General features: G+C 70.9%; 14 protein-coding genes and 1 pseudogene. 14 read left to right on the forward strand and 1 reads right to left on the reverse strand.

The genetic code is table 11. The annotated features are described in order from the left end of the window. Positions 1-84: 84 nt before the first annotated feature. The 8 genes and pseudogenes from IH68_RS0134245 to gatB all read left to right on the forward strand — a co-directional run bounded on the left by IH68_RS0134245 (position 85) and on the right by gatB (position 9,881). Entirely contained in the window at positions 85-1,086 is a 1,002-nt protein-coding gene (locus IH68_RS0134245; RefSeq protein ID WP_030942821.1) for a methionine synthase, read from the forward strand. A gap of 15 nt (positions 1,087-1,101) precedes the next feature. Beyond that, positions 1,102-3,294 carry an NAD-dependent DNA ligase LigA gene (gene ligA, locus IH68_RS0134250; RefSeq protein ID WP_030942824.1) on the forward strand — a complete coding sequence of 731 codons (2,193 nt, stop codon included), beginning with the start codon at positions 1,102-1,104 and terminating at the stop codon, positions 3,292-3,294. Between the two features lie 259 nt (positions 3,295-3,553). After that, complete coding sequence (locus tag IH68_RS0134255; protein WP_030942827.1) at positions 3,554-5,800, forward strand: putative bifunctional diguanylate cyclase/phosphodiesterase; 2,247 nt, start codon at positions 3,554-3,556, stop codon at positions 5,798-5,800. After that, positions 5,778-5,981, forward strand: a pseudogene (locus IH68_RS59910) (hypothetical protein); the annotation flags it as partial. The gene IH68_RS0134255 and the pseudogene IH68_RS59910, both read left to right, overlap by 23 nt. A gap of 326 nt (positions 5,982-6,307) precedes the next feature. Further along, a complete protein-coding gene (gatC, locus tag IH68_RS0134265) occupies positions 6,308-6,604 on the forward strand; it encodes an Asp-tRNA(Asn)/Glu-tRNA(Gln) amidotransferase subunit GatC (protein WP_007384860.1) in 297 nt (98 codons plus the stop codon). A 5-nt stretch (positions 6,605-6,609) separates the two neighbouring features. Continuing rightward, positions 6,610-8,112 carry an Asp-tRNA(Asn)/Glu-tRNA(Gln) amidotransferase subunit GatA gene (gatA, locus tag IH68_RS0134270; RefSeq protein ID WP_030942830.1) on the forward strand — a complete coding sequence of 501 codons (1,503 nt, stop codon included), beginning with the start codon at positions 6,610-6,612 and terminating at the stop codon, positions 8,110-8,112. Continuing rightward, positions 8,109-8,351 carry a hypothetical protein gene (locus tag IH68_RS0134275; RefSeq protein WP_030942833.1) on the forward strand — a complete coding sequence of 81 codons (243 nt, stop codon included), beginning with the start codon at positions 8,109-8,111 and terminating at the stop codon, positions 8,349-8,351. Before gatA ends, IH68_RS0134275 begins: the two co-directional genes overlap by 4 nt. A gap of 15 nt (positions 8,352-8,366) precedes the next feature. After that, positions 8,367-9,881, forward strand: a complete 1,515-nt coding sequence (gene gatB, locus IH68_RS0134280; protein ID WP_030942836.1) for an Asp-tRNA(Asn)/Glu-tRNA(Gln) amidotransferase subunit GatB — start codon at positions 8,367-8,369, stop codon at positions 9,879-9,881. Between the two features lie 56 nt (positions 9,882-9,937). On the opposite strand, the gene IH68_RS0134285 is transcribed toward gatB, so the two are convergent. Beyond that, positions 9,938-10,741 carry an SAM-dependent methyltransferase gene (locus IH68_RS0134285; protein WP_030942839.1) on the reverse strand — a complete coding sequence of 268 codons (804 nt, stop codon included), beginning with the start codon at positions 10,739-10,741 and terminating at the stop codon, positions 9,938-9,940. Between the two features lie 186 nt (positions 10,742-10,927). On the opposite strand from IH68_RS0134285, the gene IH68_RS0134290 reads away from it, so the two are divergent. From IH68_RS0134290 to IH68_RS0134315, 6 genes are all read left to right on the forward strand, one after another. Then, positions 10,928-11,221: a hypothetical protein gene (locus IH68_RS0134290; protein ID WP_030942841.1), complete on the forward strand. Its 294-nt coding sequence runs from the start codon at positions 10,928-10,930 to the stop codon at positions 11,219-11,221. Between the two features lie 190 nt (positions 11,222-11,411). After that, on the forward strand, positions 11,412-13,655 hold the full coding sequence (locus IH68_RS0134295; protein ID WP_030942844.1) for an MMPL family transporter: 2,244 nt from the start codon (positions 11,412-11,414) through the stop codon (positions 13,653-13,655). Next, on the forward strand, positions 13,633-14,205 hold the full coding sequence (locus IH68_RS0134300) for a GNAT family N-acetyltransferase (protein WP_030942847.1): 573 nt from the start codon (positions 13,633-13,635) through the stop codon (positions 14,203-14,205). Before IH68_RS0134295 ends, IH68_RS0134300 begins: the two co-directional genes overlap by 23 nt. A gap of 80 nt (positions 14,206-14,285) precedes the next feature. Further along, positions 14,286-14,837 (forward strand): hypothetical protein, encoded by a 552-nt coding sequence (locus IH68_RS0134305; protein WP_030942850.1) that lies wholly within the window; start codon positions 14,286-14,288, stop codon positions 14,835-14,837. A 197-nt stretch (positions 14,838-15,034) separates the two neighbouring features. Then, positions 15,035-15,232: a hypothetical protein gene (locus IH68_RS0134310; protein WP_030942853.1), complete on the forward strand. Its 198-nt coding sequence runs from the start codon at positions 15,035-15,037 to the stop codon at positions 15,230-15,232. Positions 15,233-15,381: 149 nt separating this feature from the next. Then, positions 15,382-18,420 carry a helix-turn-helix transcriptional regulator gene (locus IH68_RS0134315; protein ID WP_078912746.1) on the forward strand — a complete coding sequence of 1,013 codons (3,039 nt, stop codon included), beginning with the start codon at positions 15,382-15,384 and terminating at the stop codon, positions 18,418-18,420. The last annotated feature ends 21 nt before the right edge of the window (positions 18,421-18,441 follow it).

An 18,441-nucleotide genomic window follows, 5' to 3' on the forward strand; every position in this document is an offset into this window, starting at 1 on the left:
GCGTTTGAGGAGCGGGGGTCCGGGGGCCGGCCCCCGGGTCGGGACGGGTAGGGGCGGCGGGGGCGAGAAACATAGGCTTCCCGTGTGAACGCACACCTTTCCTTCGGCCCCGCCACCGGTATCGGATCCATGCCCGGCGGCGACGCCCGCGAGGCGGCCAAGACCGTCACCGGGACCTTCGAGGACTTCCCCTTCCTGCCCGAGCTGCCGACCCGCGGCCCCGGCGCCGACATGATCGGCAGAACCGCAGGCATGCTCGTGGAGCTGTACGCGCGCGTGGAGCCCAGCGGCTGGCGCATCGGCGACCGCCCGGGCCGCGACACCAAGCGCGCACGCTCGTGGCTCGGCGAAGACCTCGACGCACTGGAGGAGTTCACGCAGGGCTACGAGGGCCCGCTGAAGCTGCAGGCGGTCGGCCCCTGGACCCTCGCCGCCGGCCTGGAGCTGAAGAACGGAGAGGCGGCCCTCTCCGACCCCGGCGCCTGCCGCGACCTGGCCGCCTCGCTCGCGGAGGGACTCCGGCTGCACCTGGCGGAGGTGCAGCGACGCATCCCCGGCGCCCACCTCGTCCTCCAGCTCGACGAGCCCTCCCTCACCGCCGTACTCCGCGGCCGGGTGAAGTCCGCCAGCGGCTACCGCACCCACCGGGCCGTCGACCGCCAGCTCGTCGAGGCCGTCCTCCGCGATGTCGTCGGGGTTCACAGCGACGGCCCCACCGTGGTCCACTCCTGCGCACCGGACGTCCCGTTCGCCCTGCTGCGAAGGGCGGGCGCGGCAGCGGTCTCCTTCGACTTCTCGCTCCTCACCGAGCGTGACGACGACACGATCGGAGAGGCGGTGGAAGCGGGTATCCGGCTCTTCGCAGGTGTCGTACCGGGCACGGACGGCCCATTGTCAGACCCTGCCGGTAGCGTCATGGGTGTCAGGACGCTGTGGCGCAGGCTGGGGCTGCAACCGGGACTTCTCGCGGAGGCGGTCACGGTCACGCCGTCGTGCGGACTCGCGGGGGCCTCCCCGGACTACGCACGCAAGGCCCTCGCCCACTGCGTCCGGGCGGCGAGATCCCTCGCGGACAACCCAGAGTAACGGGAGGACAACACGGTGGCCGGCGACAAGCAAGCGGAGACGACGGTGCCCGCCGAGGCACGGGAGAAGCACGCGAAGCTCGCTGAGCAGATCGAGGAGCACCGCTTCCGGTACTACGTGAAGGACGCTCCGGTCGTCAGCGACGCGGAGTTCGACAAGCTCCTGCGCTCCCTGGAGGCGCTGGAGGAGGAATACTCCGAGCTGCGCACGCCGGACTCGCCGACCCAGAAGGTCGCGGGGGCGTACGAGACGGAGTTCACCTCCGTCGAGCACCGCTCACGCATGCTCTCCCTGGACAACGCCTTCAGCGACGAGGAGCTGGCCGCCTGGGCCGAGCGCGTCGCCAGGGACGTCGGCGGCCCCGGTTACCACCTCCTGTGTGAGCTCAAGGTCGACGGCCTCGCCGTCAACCTCACCTACGAGCGCGGCCGCCTCACACGCGCTGCGACCCGCGGCGACGGCCGCACGGGCGAGGACATCACCCCCAATGTCCGTACGATCGCGGAGATTCCTGACAGGCTGTCCGGTGACCGCGTCCCCGACCTCGTGGAGATCCGCGGCGAGGTCTACTTCCCGATGGAGAAGTTCGAGGAGCTCAACGCCCGCCTCGTGGAGGCCGGCGACAAGCCCTTCGCCAACCCGCGCAACGCGGCGGCCGGTTCACTGCGCCAGAAGGACCCCCGCGTCACCGCCACCCGCCCACTGCACATGGTCGTCCACGGCATCGGCGTCCTGGAGGGCTTCGAAGGCCTCACCCGCCTCTCCCAGGGCTACGACCTCCTCAAGACCTGGGGCCTGCCCACGTCCCGGCACAACAAGGTGGTCGACGACCTCGACGGCGTACGGGAGTTCATCGCCTACTACGGCGAGAACCGCCACTCCGTGGAGCACGAGATCGACGGAGTCGTCGTCAAGCTGGACGAGATCCCGCTCCAGGGACGGCTCGGCTCCACCTCCCGCGCCCCGCGCTGGGCGATCGCGTACAAGTACGCGCCGGAAGAGGTCAACACCAAACTCATCAACATCCGCGTGGGCGTGGGCCGCACGGGCCGGGTCACTCCGTACGCCCAGGTCGAACCGGTCACGGTGGCCGGCTCCGAGGTCGAGTTCGCCACCCTGCACAACCAGGACGTCGTCAAGGCCAAGGGCGTCCTCATCGGCGACACCGTGGTGCTGCGCAAGGCCGGTGACGTGATCCCGGAGATCCTCGGCCCGGTCGTCGACCTGCGCGACGGCAGCGAGCGAGAGTTCGTGATGCCGGCCGAGTGCCCCGAGTGCGGTACGACGCTTCGGCCGATGAAGGAGGGCGACGTCGACCTGCGCTGCCCCAACGCCCGCACCTGCCCGGCCCAGTTGCGCGAGCGGCTGTTCTACCTGGCGGGCCGCAAGGCGCTGGACATCGAGCACTTCGGCTACGTCGCCGCGGCCGCCCTCACCAAGCCGCTGGAGCCGCAGGACCCGCCGCTCGTGGACGAGGGCGACCTCTTCGACCTCACGATCGAGCGGCTGCTGCCCATCAAGGCGTACGTTCTCGACCAGGACAGCGGTCTGCCCAAGCGCGACCCGAAGACCGGCGAGGAGAAGGTCGCCACGGTCTTCGCCAACCAGCAGGGCGAGCCGAAGAAGAACGCGGTTGCCATGCTGGAGAACATCGCCGCGGCCAAGGAGCGTCCGCTCGCGCGCATCCTCACCGGCCTGTCGATCCGTCATGTCGGCCCGGTCGCCGCCGAGGCGCTGGCCCGCGAGTTCCGGTCGATCGAGCGCATCGAGCAGGCCACCGAGGAGGAGCTGGCGAACACGGACGGCGTCGGCGGAATCATCGCCACCTCCCTCAAGGAATGGTTCGCCGAGGAGTGGCACCAGGAGATCATCCGCAAGTGGCGGGCCGCGGGCGTCCGCATGGAGGAGGAGAGCTCGGGCGAGGACGAGGGCCCGCGCCCGCTGGAAGGGCTGACCGTCGTGGTCACCGGCACCCTCGAACACTTCACCCGCGACGGAGCGAAGGAGGCGCTGCAGAGCCGCGGTGCGAAAGTAACCGGTTCCGTTTCGAAGAAGACATCGTTCGTTGTCGTAGGTGACAATCCTGGGTCGAAATATGACAAGGCGATGCAGGTCAAAGTGCCTGTTCTGAACGAGGACGGCTTCAACGTCCTGCTCGAACAGGGACCGGACGCGGCGGCCGAAGTTGCGCTTCCCACAGAGGAATAGCGATTGAAGGCCACCCGATCGGCGCATACCAGATGCATACGGGTGGCCGGGGTGCATTCGGGCAACCGTCTACGACCGCTGCCCGTGGAAGCCTTCTGCGGCCTACTGTTGAGGTGTGCACCTGCCGTGCCCAGCTGCGGTTGGGGCAACCCCTTGCTCTTGACGAGCAAGGGGAAGGGTTTTCCAACGCGGTGCCGTTGACGGATGTCGGGCAACGGGCCGCGTGGCGTGGGCACCGCCGGCTGTGAGAGGGACGGGAATGGAACCGACCGAGAGCGCCGCCCCTGACTCACGGCTGCGCCTGCGCCGGATCACCGGCGTATGGCGGGCGAGCCGACGGGCCGGGCGGCCTTCGGAGCGTCCGGGTGCGGAGGGGCGCGCCACCGGACAGTACACCGTGTCGGACGGGCGCGCCCCGCACCTCACCGCCGACCACCCTCCCGGACTGCCGGATCCCGAACACGAACGGCACATGTCCTGGCCCGCGCTGCCGGCGGCGGTCGTCGCGGCGGCGGCCTTCGTCCTCGGCGCCGGCTTCTACCGGGGGTTCACGGGGACCCACGCGCTCTTCCCGCCCGGCACCGTCGGCTGGTCCTTCGCCGTACTGACCGGCATCATCGTCGGCCACCTGGTCATGCTCGGCCGCTCCCGCTGGTGGGGCGGCACCGGCTCCGGCGCCGCCCTCACCCTCGCCGTCCTGCTGCTGTACGGCTGGGTGCCCGCCGGAATGGTCAGCCTCACCGTCGTCGTGCTGGTCGGCATAGCCCGGCGCAACCGCTGGCGCCAGGGCGTGCTGCACGGCTCGGTGGACATCCTCGGCATCGGAGCGGGAGCCCTGGTGCTGGGCGCCTTCGGACGTGTGCCGTCCGTGGAGAAGCCCTGGAACCCCGACACCTGGACCCTCTACACCGCGCCCGAAGTGATGCTGGTCGCCGTCGCGTACCTCCTGGTCACCCGCACGCTCCTCTGGTATCTGCACGCCCCGCGCCACGGTGGTCTGCCCACCGTCGCCCGCACCGCCCTGGCCAGACAGGGCCTGGTCGCGGTCGCGCTGCTCGGCATCGCCCCGCTGGTCTGCGTGGTCGCCGTCGCCGAGCCGGTGCTGCTGCCGCTGTTCGCCATCCCGCTGATCGCCCTCGACTCCACCCTGTGGATAGCCCGCGCCCGGGCCGAGGAGCAGCTGCGCGACCCGCTGACCGGGCTGCCCAACCGGCAGTGGCTGCTTGAGCGCATCTGGACCGCGCTGGACGACGCCGAACGCATCGGCGCCCGCGCCGCCCTGATGGTGATCGACCTGGACCGCTTCCGCTCGGTCAACGACACCCTGGGGCATCTCGCCGGTGACCGGCTGCTCCTGCAGATAGCCGACCGGCTGCGCCTCGCGCTCCCGCGGGGAGCGGAGGCCGCTCGGCTCGGCGGCGACGAGTTCGCCGTTTTACTGCCGGTGGCCGACTCCACGACCTCCGCGACCCGGGTCGCCCGGGGCCTCGTCGCCGCTCTCAGCTCCCCGCTCGACCTCGACGGGCTCACCCTCGTCCTGGAGGCCAGCGCGGGTGTCGCCGTCTTCCCGGACCACGCGCTGGATGCCGAGGGGCTGCTGCGGCGGGCGGACGTGGCGATGTACCAGGCGAAGCGGGACCGTACGGGCGTCGAGGTGTACGAGTCCAAGCGGGACTCGAACACACCGGACCGGCTCGGCCTGCTGGGCGATCTGCGCCGGGCGCTGGACGCGAAGGAGGTGGAGCTGCACTACCAGCCCAAGGTTCAATTCGACGGACAGGTCGCCGGTCTTGAGGCCCTGGTCCGGTGGGTGCATCCCGAGCGCGGGAAGGTGCCGCCGGACGAGTTCATAGCGATCGCCGAGTCGTCGGGGCTGATGCCCCATCTCACGGAGTACGTCCTGGATACGGCGCTGGCCCAGGTGGCCAGGTGGCGGGCCCAGGGCCTGCATGTGCCGGTCGCGGTCAACGTCTCCCCGCGTGACGTCCACACCCCCGGTTTCGCCGGCTCCGTCGCCGCCCGGCTCGCCCGGCACGGGGTCCCGGCGGGAGCGCTCCAGCTGGAGATAACGGAACACGTCCTGCTCGAGGACCCCCAGCGCGCCGCCGACACACTGGCCGGACTGACCGGGCACGGCGTGAAGATGTCACTGGACGACTTCGGAACCGGCTACTCCTCCCTGGTGCATCTGCGGCGGCTGCCGGTGAGCGAGCTGAAGATCGACCGCTCCTTCGTGGCCCGCCTCGCCGTCGACGCGGAGGACGCGGAGATCGTCCGCTGCACGGTCGACCTCGCCCATTCCCTCGGTCTGCTGGTCGTCGCGGAGGGCGTCGAGGACGACGAGACCTGGGAGCGGCTGCGTGACCTCGGCTGCGACGCCGTACAGGGATGGCTGGTCGCAGCCGCGATGCCCGCGGAGGAGACGACGGCGTGGCTGCGGGCACGGGGCTCGCGGGGATGGCAGCGGCCTCGCGCGGCCCTGCCTGCCGCGGCCACAGACGAGTAGTTCGCCCACCGACCCGTCGGCCCACCCGCGCGGGCCGACGGGCCCGGCTGTGTGCCGTGCTGCCGACAGCAGTTCGACGGGCGGGGCGCTCTCCACCCAGCGCGTCACCCTCACCGGCGGCGCTGACGGCGCCAAACCGCACTGGCACAACAACTCCGCCGAGATGTTCTTCCTGCTCGACCACTTCCTGAAGAGCGAGGCCTGGGACGGGCGTCGCTGACCTGCCGTCGGCCCCATGGGCGTAGGGTCCGGGAAACCGTTTCACGGTCACTGGGCCCCGCCCCATAGGATTGGGGCTTGTCGGCACATTCCCGTCTGCCGCGCGACGCCTGGCACGCACGCTCGCCGCGTTGCCGAATCGTCCACGTGGCTCCGCCACGAGGACGCTCCGGCGCCTTGCGATCGCACGCACCAGACGCCGCGCGGCCCGCCCTTCGGGCGGACGACGGGAATGTGCCGACAAGCCCCAGCCCCAAACCACACACACTCACCCCAGAGGAACGCTGCATGCCTGGCATCACGCGCGAGGAGGTCGCCCACCTCGCCCGGCTGGCGCGTCTGGAGCTGAAGCCCGAAGAGCTCGAACACTTCGCGGGACAGCTGGACGACATCATCGGCGCGGTGGCCCGCGTCAGCGAGGTCGCCGACCAAGACGTACCGCCGACCTCGCACCCGCTCCCGCTGACGAACGTCATGCGTGCGGACGAGGTCCGTCCGTCGCTCACCCCCGAGCAGGCGCTCTCCGGCGCCCCGGCCCAGGAGCAGCAGCGTTTCAAGGTGCCGCAGATCCTGGGGGAGGACTAACCGCCATGACGGACAACGTCAACATCATCAAGCTCACGGCCGCCGAGACCGCTGCGAAGATCGCCTCCGGCGAGCTCACGGCCGTCCAGGTCGCCGAGGCCCACCTGGCCCGTATCGAGGCCGTCGACGAGAAGGTGCACGCCTTCCTGCACGTCGACCGCGAGGGTGCCCTGGCCCAGGCCCGTGCCGTCGACGAGAAGCGCGCCAAGGGCGAGAAGCTCGGTCCTCTCGCCGGTGTCCCGCTCGCGCTCAAGGACATCTTCACCACCGAGGGCATCCCGACGACCGTCGGCTCGAAGATCCTCGAGGGCTGGATCCCGCCGTACGACGCCACCCTCACCAAGCGGCTCAAGGCCGCCGACGTCGTCATCCTCGGCAAGACCAACATGGACGAGTTCGCCATGGGGTCGTCGACGGAGAACAGTGCCTTCGGGCCCACCGGCAACCCGTGGGACCTGACCCGCATCCCCGGCGGCTCCGGCGGCGGTTCGTCCGCCGCGCTCGCCTCCTTCCAGGCCCCCCTCGCCATCGGCACCGACACCGGCGGCTCCATCCGCCAGCCGGCCGCCGTCACCGGCACGGTGGGCGTGAAGCCGACGTACGGGGCGGTCTCCCGCTACGGCATGGTCGCCTTCTCCTCCTCCCTCGACCAGGGCGGGCCCTGCGCCCGCACGGTCCTGGACGCGGCGCTGCTGCACGAGGTCATCGCCGGGCACGACCCGCTCGACTCGACGTCCATCGACGCGCCCGTCCCGCCGGTCGTCGAGGCCGCGCGCAACGGCAGCGTCGAGGGCATGCGCGTCGGTGTCGTCAAGCAGTTCCGCGGCGAGGGCTACCAGGCCGGCGTCATCCAGCGCTTCGACGAGTCCGTCGCCCTCCTCAAGGAGCTGGGCGCCGAGATCGTCGAGCTGGACTGCCCGTCCTTCGACCTCGCACTGTCGGCGTACTACCTGATCGCGCCCTCCGAGTGCTCCTCCAACCTCGCCCGTTTCGACGGCCTGCGCTACGGCCTGCGTACCGGCGACGACGGCTCGCACTCCGCCGAGGAGGTCACCTCCCTCACCCGTGAGGCGGGCTTCGGCCCCGAGGTGAAGCGCCGCATCATGCTCGGCACGTACGCCCTGTCGAGCGGCTACTACGACGCCTACTACGGCTCCGCCCAGAAGGTCCGCACGCTCATCACGCGCGACTTCGAGAAGGCCTTCGAGCAGGTCGACGTGATCGTCTCGCCGACCACGCCCACCACCGCCTTCCCGATCGGCGAGCGCGCCGACGACCCGATGGCGATGTACCTGGCCGACCTCTGCACCATCCCCACGAACCTCGCGGGCAACGCGGCCATGTCGCTGCCCTGCGGTCTGGCCCCGGAGGACAACCTCCCGGTCGGTCTGCAGATCATCGCTCCGGCGCTGAAGGACGACCGTCTTTACAAGGTCGGCGCAGCCGTCGAGGCCGCCTTCGTGGAAAGGTGGGGGCACCCGCTCCTCGAGGAGGCTCCGTCGCTGTGACCAAGGCACTGACCAAGGCCAAGGACTTCAAGAAGTCCAAGTCCGGTACATACGTGTCCATCGCCACCACCGCCTTCGGCGCGTTCGGTGTCGCCAAGCGGATCAAGAAGGCCAAGGCCGAACAGGACACGCTGCGGCTGATCGACGCGACGGTGGCCGCCGTCGGCATCGTCACCGGCCTCGCCATCCTGTACCGCGAGCTGAAGCGGCTGGGCGACGACGACGTCCTGCTGGGCTGAGAGGGAAGTTTCACCGTGACCACCACGACCGACCTGGAGTCGTACGAGGACGCGCTGGCGTCGTACGACCCCGTCATGGGCCTCGAGGTCCATGTCGAACTCGGCACCAAGACCAAGATGTTCTGCGGTTGTTCGACCGAACTCGGTCAGGACGCCAACACGCAGACCTGCCCCACCTGCCTCGGCCTGCCCGGCGCGCTCCCGGTCGTCAACGCGATCGGCATCGAGTCGGCGATCAAGATCGGTCTCGCGCTGAACTGCGAGATCGCCGAGTGGTGCCGCTTCGCCCGGAAGAACTACTTCTATCCGGACATGCCGAAGAACTTCCAGACCTCCCAGTACGACGAGCCGATCGCCTTCAACGGCTACCTCGACGTCCAGCTGGAGGACGGCGAGACCTTCCGTGTGGAGATCGAGCGCGCCCACATGGAGGAGGACACCGGCAAGTCGACCCACGTGGGCGGCGCGACGGGCCGTATCCACGGCGCCTCGCACTCGCTGCTCGACTACAACCGGGCCGGCATTCCGCTCATCGAGATCGTCACCAAGCCGATCGAGGGCGCGGGCGCGCGCGCTCCCGAGGTCGCCCGGGCGTATGTGCGTGAGCTGCGCGAGGTCATCCGGGCGCTCGGCGTCTCGGAAGCCCGCATGGAGATGGGCCAGATGCGCTGCGACGTGAACCTGTCGCTGCGCCCGAACGGCACCGAGAAGTTCGGCACCCGCTCCGAGACGAAGAACGTCAACTCGCTGCGGTCCGTGGAGCGTGCGGCCCGATTCGAGATCCAGCGGCACGCGGCCGTGCTGAACAGCGGCGGCACCATCATTCAGGAGACCCGCCACTTCCACGAGGACACCGGGTCGACGACCTCGGGCCGGGTGAAGGAAGAGGCCGAGGACTACCGGTACTTCCCCGAGCCGGACCTGGTGCCGGTGGCCCCCTCGCGCGAGTGGGTCGAGGAGATCCGGGCGGCGCTCCCCGAGATGCCGCTGGCCCGCCGTACCCGGCTGCTCGCCGAGTGGGGCATCTCCGCCACCGACATGCAGGCGATCCTCAACGCCGGTGCGCTGGACCCGATCGTCGCGACGATCGACGCCGGTGCCGACGCGGCCTCGGCCCGCAAGTGGTGGATGGGTGAACTGGCGCGCAGCGCCAACGAGTCGGGCACCTCGCTCGACGAGCTGGCGATCACGCCGGAGCAGGTCGCCAGGGTCACCGAGCTCGTCTCGAAGGGTGACCTGAACGACAAGCTGGCCCGCCAGGTCATCGAAGGCGTCCTCGCGGGCGAAGGCACCCCGGACGAGGTCGTCGAGAAGCGCGGGCTGAAGGTCGTCTCGGACGACTCGGCGCTGGGCACGGCGGTCGACGAGGCCATCGCCGGCAACCCGGGCATCGCCGACAAGATCCGCGGCGGCAAGGTGGCCGCGGCCGGTGCCCTGGTCGGCGCCGTCATGAAGGCGACCCGCGGTCAGGCCGACGCGGCCCGCGTCAAGGAGCTGATCCTGCAGAAGCTGGGCGTCAGCGAGGGCTGAGCACGCGACTCGGGGGCTGCGCCGGCGTACCGGCGCAGCCCCCGAGTCATGTCAACTCACAGCCGGCGTCCCACGACCCGCGCGAAGCCGAGCAGATGCCCGACGTCGGCGTGCATGAGGTCCACCGACCAGCGCGCCATGTCCGCCATGAACTCGCTGGAGCTCTCCTCGGCGCACACCTCGCTCCACAGCAGCCAGTCCCGCCAGCCGTCCTCGAGCCAGTCGGCCGTCTCGACCTCCACGGCCCTGCTGCGGGTCCACAGGCGGCGCCACCACTCGGGGGTGTGGAACGCCCAGAAACCGGGGTCCTTCTCCCAGTACTCCTTCAGGTGCTCCGGCGGCTCGTCGCCCTCCGGTTCCTGCCGGAGTGCCGGTACGACGATCCCGATCCGTCCGCCCGGCTTCAACAGCCGGGTCAGCGTGGGCAGATAGAGATCGTTGGTGCCGAAGTACTGGTACGCGTCGACGGACACGATCGCGTCGAAGGTGCCCTGGCCGAACGGCAGGTCGTGTGCCTCGGCGTACACGGGCAGCACGCGGTCGGCGACGCCCGCCTCGGCGATGCGTACGGCGTTCTCGTCGGGCTTCACCCACAGGTCGGCCGCGGTGACCTGGACGTCGTACTCCCGGGCGAGGAAGACGGACGTCATCGCGCGGCCGCAGCCCAGGTCGAGGACGCGGGCGCCGGGGCGCAGCTCCTCGAGGCCGAGCGCGGGGGCCAGCCACTCCAGCAGCCACAGCGCGTGCGGGCCCATCTGGTTCTCGACGGTCCAGCGGGCGTCGTAGCGGCTGCTGCGGGACCAGCGGGGGTGGGTGAGGCGGTCAGTCAGGTCGTCGTTCTGGGTCCTGGTGTCGGACATCGGTGAACGGGCTCCTTGTGATCTTCGTAGTGGAAGTCGATGCGTAGGAGCTCGGTCGGACCTTCAAACAATGCACCCGCTTCGGTCGTCGGCGAGGAGCCGGGGACTGTCGACGGGCGGAAGCTAGCAGCCGTAGTGGACGCCCCGCACCTGGTTTCCCGGCGGGACGCGCTACGCTCGCCCGCCATGAACGGACGCGGTGATTCCGAGATACCCGACGTCGTGGATCCCGCCGAGGTCGCGCGGCGGGCCCGTTGGACGGCGGCCGGGACCGGGGCGCTGCTGGCCCTTGCGGGGCTGGCCGCGTCGGTGCTCCGTGCCACCGGTTCCGCTCCGGCGCTGGTGCCGGCCGCGTACGCGCTCGGCGCCTTCGTGTGCGCGCTGGCCGCGGTGCTGGGCTCCCGGGGGCGCACCCGGCGGGCGCTGTGGCTGCTGATCATCGGGGCGATGGTGATGGCACTGGGGGACCAGTTCGACTGAGGTGACAGAGTTGTCGTTACTGTCCTGTGATCTGGCTCCCAGTCGTGTGAATAAGTCCACGAATGGCATAAACGATCATTTCTGCCTGCAAGAGTGGTCTTCGCATTGCTCATGCGTTCTTTGCGGGCTGTTCATCTTGTGAACGACTGTTCCCGGTCAAAGATCCACAAATCCACCTGGGAGCACGTTCGTGGCAGCCCTTGCACGCTGGTGTGTTCGGCACCGCCTCGTCGCGGTACTGCTGTGGCTCCTCGCCTTCGGCGGGGTGAGCGCGGCCGCCGCCGTCACCGGCTCGGCGTACTCGAACGACTACGAGGCTCCCGGCACCCAGTCCGGCCGGGCCATGCAGCTGCTGCAGGACGGCTTCCCGGGGTTCGGCGGCGACAGCGACACCGTTGTCTGGCACACCACCTCAGGCACCGTCCGCGCCGCCGACGTCGAACAGACGATGACCGAGACCCTGGACAAGATCGCGGACCTGCCCGGCATCGCATCCGTCGCCGGTCCCTACGACGGCCAGGGCGCCGGCCGGATCAGCGCCGACGGGCACACCGCGTACGCCACGGTCACCTTCGACGACCGGGCCGAGGACATCAAGAAGCCCGAGGCCGAGGCCGTCGTCCACGCGGCCAAGGCGGCCGAGGCCGACGGTCTCCAGGTGGAGCTCGGCGGCAGCGCCGTCGGGCTCACCGAATCCGCGGGCGGGCACCTGGCCGAGGTGGTCGGTGTGGTCGTCGCCGCCGCCGTCCTGTTCCTCGCCTTCGGCTCGCTCGCCGCCTCGATGCTGCCCATCGCGACCGCGCTGGTGAGCGTCGGCACCGCGTACGGCGCCATCGTGCTGCTCGGGCACGCCATGACCGTCGCCGACTTCGCGCCCATGCTCGGCATGCTGATCGGACTCGGCGTCGGCATCGACTACGCGCTGTTCATCGTCACCAGACACCGACGCGGACTCAAACGCGGGCTGTCCGTCACCGAGGCGGTCACGGGCGCCGTGGCGACCACGGGACGCGCCGTGGTCTTCGCGGGTGCCACGGTTTGCATCGCCCTGCTGGGGATGCTGATCCTCAGGCTGAGCTTCCTCAACGGCGTCGCGATCGCCGCCTCCCTCACGGTCGTCCTGACGGTCGCGGCCTCGATCACCCTGCTGCCCGCCCTGCTGTCCTTCATCGGCCCGCGCGCCCTGAGCCGGCGCGAGCGGCGCCATCTGGAGGAGCACGGCCCGCAACCGGAACTTCCGACCGGGTTCGCCCACCGCTGGTCGGCGTTCGTGGAACGCCACCCCAAGGTGCTCGGCATCGTCGCGCTGGTCGTCATGACCGTCCTGGCGCTGCCCACCCTCTCTCTCCACCTGGGCACCTCCGACCAGGGCAACGACCCCAGGACGTCCACCACCAGGCAGGCGTACGACCTCCTCGGCGACGGTTTCGGGCCCGGCGTGAACGGCCCGCTGACCGTGGTGACGCGTGTCGACGGGGCCGAGGACAAGCTCGCCCTCGACAACCTCGACGCCACCATCCGCACCACCGAGGGCGTCGCGTCGGTGACCCCGGTGACCTACAACACCGGCGGCGACACCGCGTACTTCACGGTCGTCCCCGAGTCGGCGCCCCAGTCGCAGAAGACCAGCGACCTGGTCGACCGGCTGCGCACCGAGGTGCTGCCGCGCGCCGAGACCGGCACCTCGCTCGACCTGCACGTCGGCGGTGTGACGGCGAGCTACGACGACTTCGCCGACGTCATCGTCGGCAAGCTGCCCCTGTTCGTGGGCGTCGTCATCGGCCTCGGCTGTCTGCTCCTGCTGCTCGCGTTCCGGTCCATCGGCATCCCGGTGAAGGCCGCCGCGATGAACGTCGCGGCCGTCGCGGCCGCCTTCGGTATCGTCGTCGCGATCTTCCAGTGGGGCTGGGGCAGCGAGCTGCTGGGCCTGGGCCGCGCGGGGCCCATCGAGCCCTTCCTCCCCGTGATCATGGTGTCCGTCCTCTTCGGGCTCTCCATGGACTACCAGGTCTTCCTGGTCAGCCGGATGTACGAGGAGTGGCTGGAGACCGGCGACAACCGGCGCGCCGTCCGCGTCGGGCTCGCCGAGACCAGCCGGGTGATCAACTCCGCCGCGGTCATCATGATCTCGGTCTTCCTCGCCTTCGTCCTCAGCGGCGACCGTGTGATCGCCATGTTCGGCATCGCGCTCGCCTCCGCCGTCGCCCTCGACGCCTTTGTGCTCCGCACCCTGCTGGTACCGGCCCTCATGCACATGCTGGGCGGCGCCAACTGGTGGCTGCCCCGCTGGCTCGACCAGCGCCTGCCCCGCATCAGCATCGAACCGCCCGAGGCCCGCGCGGCCCATGAGAGGCTGGCCGCGGCGACGGACGCCGAGGTGGCGGACGTGCTGGCGAAGGGGCGGGACGAGGATGTACGCGATACCTCTGGGTGACGACGCCGAACTGCGTCCCCTGGAGCCCTGGCACGCCGAGGAGTTCCTGGCGCATCTGGAGCGCGGACGGGACTTCATCGGGCAGTTCATCGCTTTCGGGTCCACGGCCGTCGACGTGCCCTCCGCGCGGGAGGTGCTCCAGCGGTACGCCGAGATGCGCGCCGCGGACACCGCCTCGCACCACGGCATCTGGCTGGACGGAAAGCTCGTGGGCGGCGTGCTCACGCTGAACTTCGACGCGGAGAACGGCAACGCCGAGGTCGGCTGCTGGCTGGAGCCCGCGGCGACGGGCCGCGGACTGATCACCCGGGCGATGCGGGTGCTCATCGACTGGGCGGTCGAGGAGCGCGGCATCCACCGCATCGAATGGGTCGCCGCCTCGGGGAACGTACCCAGCCTGAACGTCGCCCGGCGCCTCGGAATGACCCGCGATGGGGTACGACGCGAGGCGCACCCCTATGGTGGGGTGCGGCACGACCTCGAGGTGTGGTCGATCCTCGCCCCGGAGTGGCGCGCAGCACGCGCGGGTGCCGCACACAACGATCAGTAACGATCCGTAAGAAGAGGCCTCCACGATCGCCTCGACGATCATTAAGAGACCTCTCAGACAGCGTCCGTACGGTGCGAGGTATGGGAACCACCAAGACTGATGACGAGGCCGGCACGACCGAGGCCACCGAAGTGAAGCCCGACGAGGAGACGGTGCACGCCACCGCAGCCGAGGAGACCCCTGAGGAGGCGACCGCCGAGGCCGACCTTGTCGAGGCCGAGGGCGATGAGCCCTCCGGCGTCGGCCAGGGCGCGGGTGCCGTCGTCTCCGCCGCGCTCGGCTTCGTCTCGCTGTCCGGCAGCTGGGTCGGGACCGTGGCGTCCGCGCGCCAGTCGCTCATCGGCCAGATGCACGCACAGACCTCGTCGGCCTCCGGCGTCGCCAAGCTCCTCAAGGAGGGTTACGGCGACGCCTGGCAGGCCACCGCGCTGTGGGGCGGCATCTTCGCGCTGCTCGCGCTGGTCGTCGGCGTCGTGGTGCTCGCCCGGCCCGCGTTCGGCGCCCCCGGCAGGCCGCAGGCGGTCTGGATCAAGTCGGTCGCCTGGGGCGGTGTGGCGCTCGGCGTCATCGGCCTGCTCCTGGCCGTCCTCAAGTACACCGACGTCCTGCTCGGGCTGCCCTCCGCGGGCTGAGTCACCGCAGGTCCTGAGGGGTCTTAGGGCATCCGTAAGCACCTTACGGAGCTCCTGAGGCCCCTCACGCACATCTAAGGCCCCCGGCGGGCCCGAAGATGCGGAACTCTCCCGATGTGGCGTACCCCCCTTGGAGACGAAGGTTGAGGCATCGCAGCAAGCGAAGCCCGAAAACCGCCTCTCACAAGGGACACACCATGTACGAGTACGAGATCTCCCAGCTCCGCTCCGCCGAACTGATCCGCCAGGCAGAGCAGGAGCGGCTGGCCCGCGAGGTCGTCCGCGCCCGCCGCGCAGCCCGCCACGGGGCCGCGGAGCGCTCCGCCGAGGACACGGTGTCGGCGGAGGCACATACCTACTCCCTCCGTCGGCACCGACGCCCACGTGCGGCGTGACAGCGCGGGATACGGGGGCACTTCTCGGCGCCGGTCAGGTTGTTTCAGCCCGTCCGGCGTTTGAGGACGAGGCCTCTTCAGGGCCGAAGCGGGGGTCTGGGGGCGGCAGTCCCCAGAAAACCGATGCCGGGTTGTCCGACCCGCATGCGATGCTCGGCCTCGTGGAGACCAGGTCCGTAAGCCCCGTGTTCGTCGGCCGAACCGAAGAACTCGCCACCCTGAACGACGCCCTCGCCCAAGCCGCCGCAGGCACCCCGCAGGCCCTGCTGCTCGGCGGGGAGGCCGGGGTCGGCAAGACCCGGCTGGTCGAGGAGTTCGCCACCGCGGCCTGCCGTGAGGGCGCCGTCGTAGCGCTCGGCGGCTGTGTCGAGATCGGCGCCGACGGGCTGCCCTTCGCCCCCTTCTCCACCGCGCTGCGCGCCCTGCGCCGTGAACTGCCCGAGCAGCTCGCCGCCGCGGCCGCCGGCCAGGAGGAGGAGCTCACCCGGCTTCTGCCCGAACTGGGCGAAGCCTCCGGAGGACGGCACGACGAGGAGGGCATGGCCCGCCTCTTCGAACTCACCGCCCGCGTCCTGGAGCGCGTCGCCGCCGACCGGACCGTCGTCGTCGCCCTTGAAGACCTCCACTGGGCCGACGCCTCCACCCGCCACCTCCTCGCCTATCTCTTCCGCACGCTGCGCACCGGCCGCCTGGTCGTCCTCGCCACCTACCGCGCCGACGACATCCACCGCCGTCACCCGCTGCGCCCCCTGCTCGCGGAACTCGACCGGCTGCGCACCGTCCGCCGCGTCGAACTCGGCCGCTTCAACCGGGAGGAGGTCGGCCGCCAGATCGCCGGCATCCTTGCCGCCGAACCGGATCCCACCCAGGTCGACGACATCTTCGAACGCTCCGACGGCAACGCCTTCTTCGTCGAGGAACTCGCCGTCTGCGCCAGCGAGGGCTGCGGCACCGGCCTCACCGACTCCCTCCGCGACCTGCTCCTGGTCCGTGTCGAGGGCCTGCCCGAGATGGCCCAGCGGGTCGCCCGGATCGTCGCCGAGGGCGGCTCCACCGTCGAATACCGACTGCTCGCCGCCGTCGCCGGGCTCTCCGAGGACGATCTCATCGAGGCGCTGCGGGCCGCCGTGAACGCCAACATCCTGCTGGCCACGCCCACCGGTGACGGATACCGCTTCCGCCACTCCCTGGTCCGCGAGGCCGTCAGCGACGACCTGCTGCCCGGCGAGCGCTTCCGCCTCAACCGCCGCTATGCCGAGGCCCTGGAGGCCGACCCGGCGCTCGTCCCCGCCGACCAGCGCGTCATGCGCCTGGCCAGCTACTGGTACCACGCCCACAGCGCGGCCAAGGCCCTCCCCGCCGTCCTGGACGCCTCCGTCGAGGCCCGCTGCCGCCACGCCTACAGCGAGCAACTGCGGCTCCTGGAACGGGCGATGGAGCTGTGGGACACCGCCCCCGAGGACGTACGGGGCCGGCTGCGCCCCATCGACTACACCGAGGTCTACCCGCCCTGCGGCTGCGACCCGGCCACCACACCCCTGCGCTACATGGACCTGATGGCCGAGGCCGCGGTCGCCGGCCGGCTGTCCGGTGAACGCGAACGCGCCCTGAAGATCACCAAGCGCGCCCTGCATCTCCTGGAGGACGAGGGCGACCCGCTGCGCGCCGCCTGGTTCTGGGTCCAGCGCTCCCGTCTCGTGCAGGCCCTGGCCCGGGGCGACGGCTGGCAGGAACTCGGCACCGCCCAGGAGCTTGTCCGCGGCCTGCCGCCCTCCGAGGTCCACGCCGAGGTGCTCTCCACCGCCGCCAACTGGTCGATGCTCCACGAACCCGGCCCCGACGCCCTCTCGTCCGCCGAGCGCGCCGTCGAGTACGCGCGCATGGTCGGCGCCCGCGAGATCGAGCTCAACGCCCGCCTCACCTACGGCGGCCTCATGGTCGACGCAGGCTCCGTCGAGGCGGGCCTCGCCGAGATGCACGAGGTCAAGGACCGGGCCCTGGAGGAGGGTGTCGCGTACGTCGCCGGTCGCGCCTACATCAATCTCGCCTCCGAACTGGACGCGGTCGGCCGCACCCGGGAAGCCGTTCCCCTCCTCCAGGAAGGCCTCGTCCACACCAGGAAGTTCGGCCAGCTGGACTCCGAGGCCTGGGTGTGGGCCAACCTCTCCGAGGCGCTCTACTCCCTGGGCCGCTGGGACGAGGCCGCCGACGCGGCGGCCGGCGCTCTGCGCGTGGGACACGGCGCCAAGCCCCGGGGCGGCGGCGCCAGCTGCCTCGCGCACGTCGCCCTCGGCCGCGGCGACCTGCCCGAGGCTGCCCGTCAACTCGCCGCAGCCCGCAGCTACTTGGGCACGCACGATCCCATGCCTCAGCACACCCTGCTCCTCTCCCGCATCGAGATCGGCGTGGCCGCCGGCGAGGGCCGCCTCCTCGACGCCCGGGCCGAACTCGCCCGCGCCCTGGTCTCCGACATTCCGCCCGGCACCCAGCGCTACGGCTGGCCCCTGCTGCTCGCCGCCGCCACCGCCGAGGCCGATGCCCGGACCCTGCCCGCGGCGGCACAGGGCCGCGCCGACGCCCTCGAACGGCTCCGCGAGGCCGTCAAGAAGACCACCACCGACACCCCCATCTGGCTCGCCCACGAGCAGTGGGTCCGCGCCGAACTCGCCCGCGCCGAGGGCTGCGACACCACCGACACCTGGTCGGACGTGGTCACTGCCTTCGAAGCCCTTGACCGCCCCTACGACCTCGCCCGCGTCCGCCACCGACTGGCCGAGGCACTTCTCGCCTCGGGCGGCGACGACGAGCGCGACCGCGCCACCGAACTGCTGCGCCTGGCCCACGCCGTCGCCGACCACCTCGGCGCCCGGCCCCTCGCCGACGCGGTCGCCCTGCTCGCCCAGCGGGCCCGCCTCGCCCTGAAGCGCGTCCCGGACCGGCGGCCCGCCGACCCTGCGGAGGCGCTCGGGCTCACCGGGCGTGAACGCGACGTCCTGCGCCTGGTCGCCGCCGGTCGCACCAACCGCCAGATCGCCGAGGAACTCTTCATCTCCCCGAAGACCGCCAGCGTCCATGTGTCGAACATTCTGGGCAAGCTCGGCGTCTCAGGAAGAGGAGAGGCGGCGGCGGTGGCGCATCGACGGGGACTCTTCCCGCCGGGGGACGGCGACCGGTTGATCGCCGGATGACGGAGCAGCTGAAGGGAAAGC

This window comes from Streptomyces sp. NRRL S-646 (assembly GCF_000720765.1).
Taxonomy (GTDB): Bacteria; Actinomycetota; Actinomycetes; order Streptomycetales; family Streptomycetaceae; genus Streptomyces.